Genomic DNA, 12,300 nt, shown 5'->3' on the forward strand with positions numbered 1-12,300 from the left:
GACAAGCTAGTTTAGACAAAATCAAAACTTATTTTAAATGTAAACACCAAACGAAAACAAACGATGGAGAAACTCTTCGATGATAAAGATAGGAAGGATAAGCGCTATGCAAGGCACATAGAAAGAACTTACAATTTCTATGATTCGACTGCAAGGCCAGAGTTTGTAGCAATACGTGAAATGCTGAATGAATGGTTTTCACGATATCCGGACACAGACAAACGCCAACTTAAAGGAGATTTTCGTTCGCAATTTGAATCGGCTTTCTTTGAACTTTTCATACACGAATTGTTTTTCCAACAAGGATTTTCATTATCCGCGCATCCAAGCGTTCCGAACTCTACAAGAAATCCAGATTTTCTGGCAAAAAAGGGCGACGTGGAGATATATTTAGAAGCCAAAGTAGCCACTGATAAATCCAATGAAGAGCGAACGTTTGAAAATAAGGTTGGTGCCATATATGATGAACTAGAAAAATTAATTAGTCCAGATTACTGGATTGACATTGTAGCAATATTCTTTAAAACCAACAGGCAGGTAAAATTGAGTAAAATGAGAAGTCAAATTCAAACCTGGTTAAACGAATGCCATTCAAAACAATCACCAATCTACAACGATTACCACGAGTATAGTGAAGAATGTTACTCATACAACGACAGCGAGGTAAAAATATCCTTATGCCTCTTTCCATCCACTATTGAAAAAGACCATCCTATCGCATCCTATTTGGGTGGTACCTATTCTGGTGGATGTGAAGAAGCTTTAATTGATGCAATTAAGACAAAGGGAAGTAAGTATGGACAATTGGACAAACCATATATCGTATGCATTAATCTTCCCGGACTAAGATATCCTCGCACAGATGAAATACACAACACTCTGTTTGGTAAACGTCGCTCAATCTCCGACCTATATCCTTATGAGTCAGTCCCTTTTTCTACTGAAATGGATGGAATCCTAAAAAATCCTGCTGGACCGGCATTTACCCAAATCTCAGCCTTTTTCATCACAAGAGTTTTCGAATCAAATCTACATATAGCAGATCACTGGCTAATAGAACACCCGAATGCGAAAAACAAGCTTGATTCCTCGATTATAGCCCTCTCCTATTCAAATGTAATGCAGGAGAAAGATTCAACAAAAATCTCCATTGGGCAACTAATCCAGCAAAGCAGAGAATAATCCCTGACGGCCCAATTTAGCCTTACAGCTCACCTCCCCACCCCAATCGCCCGCTCAACCTCCCCAACAAACCCCTCCAAAACCCCACTAACCCTTAAAATCCCCTCCTCAGCCTCCTTCCAATTCTTCTGCTCAATCGCCTCCCGGATCATCGGAAGCGTTTTCACCCCATACCCCGTATAAAACCCAGGAGCATAAATCTGATGCCGGTACCAGGGCCGACGAGGCAACCCATCCGCATGAATCAGCTTCCTTTCAGTTTTGTATAAAATCTCGTTCAACTCCTTCAACTTGTCAGCGGGAAGTGTGGAGAATTTCGAGGATGCCGAAGCAAATGCCTTCGCGCTTTGTTCCAACCTCACCAGTGCATTATCCAACGGCGCGAAGTTGAGGTATGGCGCCACCGATTCAACAGATGGTTTCACAAATGGATCTTTCGGGTCAGCCGCAGCTTCGAAGCGGCCTTCACCAAGCACTTTATTGTGATCTTCCGCTTTGGTGCGCGCGGCTTCGAGTTCCTTTTTTACTTCCGCAGTATACCCTTGCACCGTGTTCGCGAAATTGCTGAAATCGAAGGGCAGCACGTCGGCATTGGCGAAGCGGAGGACGGAACGGCCGAGGGTTTTGGCGAGCGTTACGCCGTAGGCAAAGTCGCCGTCCTTGAAACGGGTGTAATGGTCGTAGGAATCGAAAATGGAGTGGTAGTCGCCGCCGGCATCTTCGCCGCCGTAGCCGACGTTGAGGGAGGCGATGCCGAGGTGCTGGATGAACGGCGTATAGTCAGAACCGGAACCCAGCGCGCCAATGCGCAGGTCGGCGCGGGAGCGGGCTTCCTGTTTAGCGGTCGGGGTGCCGTTCAGGATCGTACGTGAGCGCAGGCGCTCGATCACACTCGTGCCTTTTTCGGGGTCGGTGACGTCGCGGCCTACCTGGTTCACGAATTTTTCAAGCGTATGCGACCCGCCCGCGCCCAGGTATCCGCGACCGTTTCCATCGGAATTGAGATAAACGACGGCCTTTTCCTTCAAAATAGATTGGTATTTCTCCACCCATTCCGTCGAGCCGAGCAGACCGGGCTCTTCGCCGTCCCACCAGCAGTAGACGATGGTACGCTTCGGGTTCCAGCCCGTTTTGACGAGCTCGCCTAATGCCCGCGCTTCTTCCAGTTCAGCCACTGCGCCGCTCACCGGATCGGCCGCGCCGAATACCCAGGCGTCGTGGTGGTTACCGCGGATCACCCATTGGTCGGGAAACTCGCTGCCTTTCAGCGTCGCGATCACATTGTAGCAAGGCACGATATCGAAGTTGAATTCCAGCTTCAAATGCACCTTCGCAGGGCCCGGGCCGACGTGGTAGGTGATCGGTAATGCGCCCCGCCAGGTCGCAGGCGCTACCTGACCGCCCAATGCTTTGAGCAGCGGCAATGCATCGCCGTACGAAATCGGCAGGACCGGGATCTTCATCATCGCTGGGGCCTCGTCCACCGACAGTCGCTTGTGCGCCGCGTCGGCCACAAAACCATTGGTGAGCGGATCGCCCGGCGCCAGCGGCAAATCCACCACCGACCCGCGCTGCACGCCCGACTCGTTTTTAAATGCCCCTTTGGGATATACGTCGCCCTGGAAATAGCCATCTTCCTTCGGATCGGAATAAATAATGCAGCCGATCGCACCATGCTCGTACGCTACTTTCGGCTTAATGCCCCGCCACGAACCGCCGTATTTGGCGATTACGATCTTGCCCTTCACATCTACGCCCAGCTTCGCGAGTTCTTCATAATCATCCGGCACGCCATAATTCACGAAAACCAGCTCGGCCGTCACATCGCCATTAGCAGAAAATGCATGGTACGGCGGCAGCACATCCTTCGTTTGCGCCGATGTGGCGTCCTCTTTCAAAGGTTTTTCGGTTAATGAAGCCTTGAATTTCGTCGGTTCGGTCAATTCCAGTATCCGCACTTTGGGCGTCGGGAAAAGCACATGCACTGTATCGAGCCGGGCATCGAAGCCCCATGAAGCAAGCTTGTCGCGCAGAAAAAGCGCATTATTAAGGCCATAAGGCGAGCCCAGCTGGTGCGGAAATGCCGTCATGCGCTTCATCCAGTCGCGCAGGTTATTGGCCTGCAACTGCTTATCGAACGCCGCTTCGAGGTCCAGCTCCTTCTTCGCCGCCTCGGTACCGAAACCGAGAAGCGGTTGCTGCTGCTGCGCCTGCACGGAGGTAGCGGCCATGCCTGAAAATAATATGTAAGTAAATGTTCTTTTAAAAAGGTGTCGCATAGGAACGGAGTGAAAGGTTATTGGTGATGCTTAAATATAGTGAATGCACCGTAAACGCGGACTTTTTGATCGGCGAAATTACCACCGGTTGCAAATGCCGTAAAAATGCCGCTATCATTCCCGCTCCGGAAAGGTTAAATTTGGGTAAAACAACTTCAATATGAACAACCTGAATACCTCTGAACAAATCAAAGCCCTGCGCCGGGCGAAGGGACTTTCGCAGGAAAGTCTGGCTGAAAATGCCCGCATTAATCTGCGCACATTGCAACGCATCGAAGCCGGCGACACCATCCCACGCGGTGAAACGCTCCGCCTCCTCGCGCAGGCGCTCGACGTGCCAGTAGAGACGCTCGTACCCGCGCAAGTACAGGTGGAAGATACGTCATTCCTGAAAACCCTTAACCTCTCCGCTCTCTCTTTCTGGCTGCTGCCCCTCGGCGGTGTCCTCGTCCCGCTTGTGTTATGGCTCTACAACCGCCAACGCGTCGCGGGTGTGAACGAACTCGGCAAGCGTATCCTCAATTTCCAGATCACCTGGGCTATTATTGTGTACAGCTTCGTGCTCATCATCATGTTCGGCCTGATGTCCGGGCGGTTCTTTTTCCACCCCTTCCTGATGGCCGGGTTTGGATTGTTGATGGCAGTGGTCAACACCGCGGTTATCCTTACAACACATTTCCGCCTCGTCCGGGGTGAAGGGGATTATTATGGAATGGGGTTGAAGATTATTCAGTGAGTTTGTTGAAATGCAGGGTTTGGATTGTGGCTCTGCTTCACAAATGCAACACCACCAGCGCCACAATTGCCGGCAAAGCCTGCACGAAAAATATCTTCTTACTAGCCGTAACAGCCCCGTAAATCCCTGCCACGATCACACAACAAAGGAAGAAAACCCCTACGTACAGCCGCCAGTGATGGTCCTCAATGAGCAATGACCAGACAAGCCCGGCGGCGAGGAAACCGTTGTAGAGTCCCTGGTTGGCGGCGAGGGTTTTGGTAGGCTTGAACAGCTCGGGCGCCAAAGAGCCTTTGAAGGTTTCCTTGCCTTTCGTTTCCCAGGCGAACATTTCGATGTAGAGAATGTAAAGATGTTCCAGCGCAACGAGGGCGACGAGGATGGTAGCGAGTGTTTGCATATGTCTTTTTTTGAAGACAATGTACAAAAAAACAGGCCTTTGGGTAATGCCGAGGCCTGTTTAATCATGGAATTTTAATAGCAACCCGCGGATTTGGCTAGGCCTCCTCTTTAATGAGCGTTCGCAATTGATTGGCCAGCTCGGGTGATACCTGCACACCGTGTACATCGTGCGCATGTACGGCGGCCTGCGCCAGAACTTCTTCATCGGTGGCGGCCTTGATTACCCCTTCACAATCGAATCCCGCGTCGCGGCAGTGTAATGTTTTCATATTTGGAACAGGTTAAAAGTGTACGGGCAAAAATAGCGCCCGAGACAACCAGCCGACGGTATCAAAAGATACATAAACCTAAATTTATTTCAGGCGAATATACCCCCTTAGCAACATTACCTTGCCCTGCTGCTCAAAGCTTTTCAGTATCCTCGAAATGACTACGCGGGTTGTTCCCAGTTCGTAAGCAAGCTGTTGGTGGGAAATGGCAATCTTGTCGGTGCCTTCCTGCCGCGACCGGTTAGCCAGATACGTCATGACCCTTTTCTCAACCGGATCAAATGCCACGCTCTCGAATGACCCGAGCAGCTCGTCGTACCGGCTCCGGAAAGTCTGGATCAGAAATGCATTCCACGAAGGATATTTGAGCTGCCACTCGTTCACCAGACGCGACGGAAAAACAAAAATTTCCGACGGCTCGGTCGCTACTCCATACGAACGCTGGTGTTGTTGAAATACGCGGCGGAAAGCGACATCATACAGGTCTGTCCTGCGCGGACGTAGTACAGCAGGATTTCCCGATCCTCTTTTTGCTGAAAAACCCTGATTTCCCCCGTGAGAACAATCGGCAGAAAATCGAGGTATTGCCCTTCACGGACGATCATATCTCCTTTCCCTATCCGCAGGAATTTGCTATTGTGAGCCATTTCCTGCCTTAGCCCCGGCTCGACAAACATCCCGGGAAGTTTGGCCAGTATTTCATTTTTATCCATAAACATTTATTATTCAATACATTACAATAATATTATTGAAAATATACTGAGGTTATTCGTTGTCACCGCATCTTTGCTTGAAGATCTATTATGCGGTAGAGCACGTTCGTATTCCTGCTCATTGGATAACCGATTGCCAATATTATCTTGCCGCCAAATTTTAGCGTTCACTTCCATTCACCAATCAATCCATGAAAAAACACTTTCTCGCCTGCCTGCTCCTGTATGTATGTTCACTCGCGCAAGCGCAGACGCCCGACAAAAGCTTTAAAACCGATGACCTCATCCTCCAAAAAGTAAGCGACCACGCATATACGCACCTTACCTACCTCCAAACGGAAACTTTTGGAAAAGTACCCTGCAATGGCCTCATCGTTTTCGACGGAGGCGAGGCGGTGATCTTTGATACGCCAGTGGACGACGCGACTTCCGAAAAGGTAATCCGGTGGGTCGAAGATAGTTTGAAATGCAAGGTAAAGGCCATCATAGCCACGCATTTCCATGAGGATTGCGTCGGCGGGTTGAAGGCGTTTCACGAGCACGGCATCCCATCCTACGCGACGAACAAGACGATTGCATTCGACAAAGAACACAAATTCCCTGTCCCTCAGAAAGGTTTCGACAATCAGCTGGACCTGAAAGTGGGCAAAAAAGCGGTTGTCGCGGCATTTTACGGTGAAGGTCATACGCGCGACAATATCATCGGCTATTTCCCGGCCGAGAAGGTAATGTTCGGCGGCTGCCTGATCAAAGAAGTGGATGCAACCAAAGGCAACCTCGCCGATGCCAACGTGGAAGCATGGCCCGCAACGGTGACCAAAATCAAAGCGCAATATCCGGACGCGAAAGTGGTGATCCCAGGGCACGGGAAAATCGGCGACACCGCATTACTGGACTACACGATCAAACTGTTTTCCCAAAAATAAACCGCAGAGCGGCTCCTTGTTTATAGCAACATAGTGTTGCAAAAAACGAATTCAGCTCCGTTAAGAGCTTCCCGACACAATTGTCAAGGAAGCTCCTAACGGAGCTGAAATGTTAATCAGACTACCAACGCTACTTCACCCCCTTGCCCGTAGCAGCCCAGTAAATCCCGCCATAAAGGTGATCCAGGAACGACTGATCGGAGTAAACCAGGCCAATGTGGCCCAGGCCGGTGTAGAATGCGCGGCCGCCGTCGAAATTGTGGTACCATGCGATCGGGTGCTCACCCATGCCGGTGCCCTGGTTTGTTTTAGGATCGTAGGTTTTTTCGTCGAGGTTAATGAGCACTTTCAGGTCATCGGCGTTGAGCGGTTTTTTGTATTCGTACCACTCGTCGGTCCATAGCATACGTTTCGGGAAACGTTCGAGGCCGGGGAAATTGCTGTCTTTCACATCCAGGAACGCCGTTTGCTGCGCCGGGTGGGTTTTGAAATACGCTCCTACCAGCTTGCCATACCAGGGCCAGTCATATTCTGTATCCGCTGCCGCGTGAATACCTACCCAGCCCTTTCCGCTTTTGATGTACTTTTCTAGGGCCGCCTGCTGCGTGTCGTTGAGGATATCCCCGGTCGTGTTCAGGAAGATCACTACCGAGTAGTTAGCCAGACTTTTGTCATTAAAAACATCGGCATTCTCCTGCCAGTCGACCGAGAAATTATGCCTCGACGCCAGGTTCCTGATCCCGGTCACACCTTCGTGGATGGAAACATGGTGAAAACCCGCAGTTTTGGTAAAAAGCAACGCCTTGAACTGCTGCGCATGCGCCGTAACCGCGCTTCCGATCAGAAGAGACAGGGCCAGTAATTTTTTGAGCATGATTAAAATTGAAAAATGATGGAAATAGTATTTAAAACAAGCAGGGTTAGAAATTTACTGTTTTGACCACGTGAGATTAGGTTACTTCTAAAATTCAAAGGGCTGTTTTAATGCCAAAAATGGAGCTAACATTAAAATCAGGTACATTTTAATGTCAGCTCCAATAAAGCGTAAACCCTCTAAGACTATCTCCCTACCTTCAACCGCGTCTGTGCGCCGCCGCTAACATCTTTCAATTCCACTTTCAATCCATCCTTCACCACACTGCGGTCGAGTACTAATGTGATCGGCTGGATGCCTTGCGACAGGTCGGCAGTGATCATGCCGGCGGAGATTTTCAGAGGTTTTCCGCCACTGTATGCGGTGATGCCGTCTGTGGTGCTCAATGCGAAGGTTACCGGACCTTTGGTTAATGCCTCGATCTCAAAACCTACCACGCTGTATGTTTTTCCAGCACTGTTGTTGATTTCAGAAAGCTCGTCGATCGGAAGTTCGCCAGATACTTTGCTGTAAACCGGCGCGCCGGAAACCTTCCCTTTACCTGCTGATGCAGGATTTCCCGGAGAGAATTTACTTGCCAGCTCTTTGCTCAAACTGATGTTCTCCCACCTGCGCACGTAGCGCGTTGCGGGTACGCGGAAGTCACCGGGTTCGCCGAGTTTGGTCAGGAATGCGACAAGATCCACAAACTGATCGCGGTCGAGGCTGGCGGTGAGGCCCGGAGGCATGAGCGAGCCGGGTACTTTTTCCATAACCTGCACCTGGCTTTTGGCAATGGAAACCTCCTTGCCCGTCACGTCGCGGATCACGATTTCGTTGGCGCCATCGGAGGCCAGGTAGCCCATCAGTTCAGAGCCGTCTTTTTTGACAACGCGCTTCAAATCGTAACCTTCTTTAATTGAAGCACTTGGATAAAGTATTGATTTAATGATAGTCTCAGCAGGTGAACTCGTTCCAAGGCTGCTCAAATCGGGCCCGATCAATCCACCTGCGCCGCCGATCGCATGGCAGGTCGTGCAGCTTGATTCGGCTTTACGGAAAATCAACTCTCCTTTGACAGCATCCCCTTTTTCGCGGGCCAGCTTGGCGAGGCCTTCAATGGTCTTATCATCGAGGTCTTGCGGCATTTTAGGTGCAGGCATAGTACCTCCCGACGCTTCCAGGGCTTTTTTCAATGCCGCTATTTCGTCGATGCTCTGGCGTGTCCAGCCGGCACGTTGCTGTACGAGTACACGGCCCCGTTTGGCAACGGTTTCCGGAATCTTTTTCGCGGCAATGGCATCAGCCAACGCAGCTGCGCCGGAGTTGGAAGGAATGAATGCCAGGAATAGGTCCGACATGTCGGTATCCGCAGGTAGCGTGCGCATCAACTCGGCACTAGCCTTTGCTCCTTCTTTTTCATCCAGGCCAGCCAGTTGCGCAGCCGCGATGATGCGGACTTCCGGAGTGTTTTTCGGACCTGTCAGGTCGGTTACCAATTGTAATGCTTTTGGTTTATCGATAGCTCCCAATGCGCCGAGGGCAGCTTTTTTGGTAGCTGGGTTGCCCGTTTGGATAAGGCTGGTCAGCCTGTCATTTAACGATGAAACTTTCCAAAGGCCGATCAGGCGAATAGCGCTGAGGCTGACGGCTTCCTCGTCATTACCAATCAGCGACGCGATGCGCTCCGGATTTTTGGTTGGGATCACTTTGCGCTGGCTACCGGCTTCTTCCAATGCAGCCAATTGAGCGGCGGCATTTTTGTTATTGGATTGAACAGCCAAGTCAAGCAGCATATTCAGGTCGGCGGGCTGGCCGAGGCGGGCTATCGATGCGAGGACGTCCTTTTGATATTCATCGGGTACCTGGCCTTTTTGGTACAATGCAGTCAGCAATGCAGCAGCATCGGAACTTGTTGCGGATTTCAGTGCATAGGCCGTCTTTTTAGCATCACCTAATAGATTCGGATCAGATTTCAGCTTCGCTACCCATACCGGTTCCAGTTCACGGACGGTTTGCCACAATGCGAAATCCAGAAATTCGTCCATTTGTGCATCCAGTACAGTCAATGCGGTTTTTGCAGCTTGCGGTGTTTTCGTTTTACGCAAGGCAATTACAGCCTCCAGGCGTACCTGCGGGTGCGAATCCCCGACAGCCTTGGCCAACAATGCTGGCGTATTCGCAACTTTTGGATACCAAAGTGCCAGTGCACGCAATGCAGCCGCACGCGCGTTGTGGCTTTTCGCATTCAGCAAATTCAGCAGCAACGGTTCGTTCAGGGTTTCAAGCGTTTGGTATAACCATAACGCTTCCAGCAAATTGTGCTCGTATTTCGCATCGTTTTTATCCAAACCAGCTACCCATTTTTCCAACGCGGGCAATACCTCCTTTGCGCCACGCGCTTTCAATACCTGTTTCGCTTGCAAGCGCGTCCAGTCTTCTGGCAATTTCAATGATTCGAGTAATTCATTTACCGTCGCTTTTGCTAGTTGCGGCTTTTTAACGAGCGGCCGGTTTTTGGCAACAATGCGCCAGATGCGCCCATGCTGCTGGTCGCGGCGGGGATCGTGAAAATCCACTTCACCGTGTTGTATAATGGGGTTATACCAGTCGGCGACGTAAATGGCACCATCCGGACCTACGTTAATATCCACCGGCCGAAAAGCCACATTGTCGGACCACATCAGGTCGTCGGTTTGTTTCGACACATAACCGCTACCCTGCTCTTCCAGTTTGAAGCTGTTAATGCGGTTGGCGCGGAAGTCGTTGGTAATCATTCGGCCCTGCCACGCGTCGGGCAAATGGCCGCCGGAAACGACGTCCAAGCCGCTATGCTTCGGCTGGCCCGGGTTCAGTCCGCGTAGAAGGCGTGCAGCACCTGGCGCTGTCACGAATGTCGCCCCAGGGAATGCATAGTTAATACCCTCACCACCAGCACCATCCGTAAGGAAAGACTGTCCCCAGCGGTCGAACTGCAAGCCCCACGGGTTTACCAGCCCGCGTGCGTAAACATCCATATCCAGATTGCGCGTGTTGAGCTGCCAAACGCCACCGCCTTCAAGGCGTTTAATACCAAATGGTGTTTCGACGTGGCTGTAAATGTAAATCGACTGGTTGAAATACATCCGGCCTTCCGGTCCCCACCGGAAAGTGTGGATCAAATGGTGCGTATCACCCGTTCCGAAACCGCTCAGGATGCGGCGTTTTTTGTCGGCCTTACCGTCGCCGTCCGTATCCGCGAAATGCAGGATTTCCGTCGAGTTAGCCACGTAGCAGCCGCCGTCACCTGGCAAAATACCGGTTGGCTGGATTAATCCTTCGGCGAAAACCGTCGATTTATCGGCCTTGCCGTCGCCGTCGGTGTCTTCCAGGACAAAGATCTTGTCATTCGCCGATTCACCGGTTTTCAAATGCGGGTACACCGTGCTGCTCACCACCCAAAGGCGGCCTTCGGTGTCCCAGTTCATCTGGATCGGCTTCGCAACCATCGGATCGGCGGCGAAGAGTGTCACTTCGAAGCCATCGGCTAGTTTGAAGGATTTCAGTTCCTTTTCAACGTCCGGGTCGAGGTTAAAAGGATGCTGGTCCGGCTCTGTCGATGAGGTGAGCAGCATCATTGGGAGGAGCAATGCTCCGTATAATAATCTTTTCATGATATAATTATTGCGGTGCTCTGCACCTAAGTATGCATTTTGTTAATCCAGCTTCCTCAGCTCATACACCACTTCCTTCGGCTCGCTGTTGAGGATAATCTGTCCTTCGAGCCATTTGATAAGGATATTTTGCTCTTCGAGCCCCTTCACGTGGCGGCCTTGTTCATATCTCCGAAAGCCGACGATATAGGTCTGGTTCAAAGGCCGGTACTGGAAAAAATGCAATTCGTTTTTACGGATAACCATCTCCCGGATCCGCGCCGATTGCTCAAATTGCGGTCCCTGCTTGATTTCCACACCCTTCTCCCACTCCTTCGCGGAAGCGGTAACGACCTGCTCATTGGCGGCCGTCAAGGTATAATATCCTTTTTTTAACCCAATGATCCTCACCACATTGGCATCGCTCCCGACCCAGCTGCTGGCTTGTGGAAAAGGCAAAGGCAGGTATTTGTCGGAAGCTACAAACCGCGCGATAACGTTGTTGTCCTTGCTGTCTGTCAGGATCTTGACATTGGAAGAATAGGGAGTCGGCTTTGCAATGGTAATCGTCGAAGTCGTGCGCTCACTGGGCAGCCCTAATGCTTTTTCCAGTACGTCGGCGAGGTAGTAATAACCGGTTTCGTTCAAATGGACGGTATTTTCGATGATATCGGCCTTCTTGCTCGTGTTCAGTACCGGATTATAAATATCGATAAACTGCTTGCCGCGCTGGGAAGCCACATCCGCTATCACTTTGGAATACAATTCAAGTTCCGCATTGCGGGCGTCGATGTGCTGCGAGGTGTCGGCAGAAACGACGGGAATCGTCGAAAGCAACACTGTTTTAGCGCCCAGCGATTCAATTTTATCAATGAGTTTATTCAAACCATCCTTGAAATGCCCTACGCCGGCCTGGCCTTCCTGCGCTTCCACGCCTCCGTATGCGAGGAACACGACGGTCGGAGCGGCTTTGGTAATATCCTCCATCAAGTGCTCGTACGGCGTCGGCGGGTTCGTGTAAGTGCTGCGCGCCTCACCCCAGACGTTGTCGCCTGTCCAGCCGAGGTTTCGGAAAGTAATGCCTTTATCGGCAAAACGGGTAGTGAGCGCCAGTTCCAGGTATCCATGCTGAAACTCGTTCTCAAAAATAGAGTTTCCCAGGAAAACGACCCGGTCGCCGTCTTTAAGCGTGAATGCGTTCGGGCTTTTGTTCTGAGCGATGGTGGGTCCGTAGACGAGGGTAAGTAGTAACAGAAAAACACAAACCGGGGGCCCCGGCAGTCTAAAATTGCTCATTTACTTTGGGTT

The 12,300-nt window shown here is 51.0% G+C and carries 11 protein-coding genes; 3 read left to right on the forward strand and 8 right to left on the reverse strand.

What is annotated here, in order from left to right; translation table 11 throughout:
- Nucleotides 1–63 precede the first annotated feature (63 nt).
- Complete coding sequence (locus tag IEY24_RS08515) at nucleotides 64–1,182, forward strand: hypothetical protein (protein WP_188930593.1); 1,119 nt, start codon at nucleotides 64–66, stop codon at nucleotides 1,180–1,182.
- 29 nt (nucleotides 1,183–1,211) lie between these two features.
- Here IEY24_RS08515 and IEY24_RS08520 read toward each other — a convergent pair whose 3' ends face one another.
- A complete protein-coding gene (locus tag IEY24_RS08520; RefSeq protein WP_229221638.1) occupies nucleotides 1,212–3,413 on the reverse strand; it encodes a M28 family metallopeptidase in 2,202 nt (733 codons plus the stop codon).
- Nucleotides 3,414–3,621: 208 nt separating this feature from the next.
- On the opposite strand from IEY24_RS08520, the gene IEY24_RS08525 reads away from it, so the two are divergent.
- Nucleotides 3,622–4,197 (forward strand): helix-turn-helix domain-containing protein, encoded by a 576-nt coding sequence (locus IEY24_RS08525; protein ID WP_188930597.1) that lies wholly within the window; start codon nucleotides 3,622–3,624, stop codon nucleotides 4,195–4,197.
- A 37-nt stretch (nucleotides 4,198–4,234) separates the two neighbouring features.
- On the opposite strand, the gene IEY24_RS08530 is transcribed toward IEY24_RS08525, so the two are convergent.
- The 4 genes from IEY24_RS08530 to IEY24_RS08545 form a co-directional block, all read right to left on the reverse strand.
- Nucleotides 4,235–4,597, reverse strand: a complete 363-nt coding sequence (locus IEY24_RS08530) for a DUF1304 domain-containing protein (RefSeq protein WP_188930599.1) — start codon at nucleotides 4,595–4,597, stop codon at nucleotides 4,235–4,237.
- A 97-nt stretch (nucleotides 4,598–4,694) separates the two neighbouring features.
- Nucleotides 4,695–4,868, reverse strand: coding sequence for a DUF1059 domain-containing protein (locus tag IEY24_RS08535; protein ID WP_188930601.1), 174 nt, complete (start codon nucleotides 4,866–4,868; stop codon nucleotides 4,695–4,697).
- Nucleotides 4,869–4,952: 84 nt separating this feature from the next.
- Nucleotides 4,953–5,252 carry a Crp/Fnr family transcriptional regulator gene (locus tag IEY24_RS08540; protein WP_188930603.1) on the reverse strand — a complete coding sequence of 100 codons (300 nt, stop codon included), beginning with the start codon at nucleotides 5,250–5,252 and terminating at the stop codon, nucleotides 4,953–4,955.
- Between the two features lie 41 nt (nucleotides 5,253–5,293).
- Complete coding sequence (locus IEY24_RS08545) at nucleotides 5,294–5,581, reverse strand: cyclic nucleotide-binding domain-containing protein (RefSeq protein WP_188930604.1); 288 nt, start codon at nucleotides 5,579–5,581, stop codon at nucleotides 5,294–5,296.
- A 191-nt stretch (nucleotides 5,582–5,772) separates the two neighbouring features.
- Between IEY24_RS08545 and bla the strand changes: the two genes are divergently transcribed.
- A complete protein-coding gene (gene bla / locus IEY24_RS08550) occupies nucleotides 5,773–6,507 on the forward strand; it encodes a subclass B1 metallo-beta-lactamase (protein ID WP_188930606.1) in 735 nt (244 codons plus the stop codon).
- Nucleotides 6,508–6,637: 130 nt separating this feature from the next.
- On the opposite strand, the gene IEY24_RS08555 is transcribed toward bla, so the two are convergent.
- The 3 genes from IEY24_RS08555 to IEY24_RS08565 form a co-directional block, all read right to left on the reverse strand.
- Nucleotides 6,638–7,381: a ThuA domain-containing protein gene (locus IEY24_RS08555; RefSeq protein ID WP_188930608.1), complete on the reverse strand. Its 744-nt coding sequence runs from the start codon at nucleotides 7,379–7,381 to the stop codon at nucleotides 6,638–6,640.
- A gap of 185 nt (nucleotides 7,382–7,566) precedes the next feature.
- Nucleotides 7,567–11,013, reverse strand: coding sequence for a PVC-type heme-binding CxxCH protein (locus tag IEY24_RS08560; RefSeq protein ID WP_188930610.1), 3,447 nt, complete (start codon nucleotides 11,011–11,013; stop codon nucleotides 7,567–7,569).
- A 42-nt stretch (nucleotides 11,014–11,055) separates the two neighbouring features.
- A complete protein-coding gene (locus IEY24_RS08565) occupies nucleotides 11,056–12,288 on the reverse strand; it encodes a GDSL-type esterase/lipase family protein (protein WP_188930612.1) in 1,233 nt (410 codons plus the stop codon).
- Between the last annotated feature and the right edge of the window lie 12 nt (nucleotides 12,289–12,300).

Origin of the sequence: Dyadobacter endophyticus, from assembly GCF_014641595.1 — a bacterium.
GTDB classification, from domain to species: domain Bacteria; phylum Bacteroidota; class Bacteroidia; order Cytophagales; family Spirosomataceae; genus Dyadobacter; species Dyadobacter endophyticus.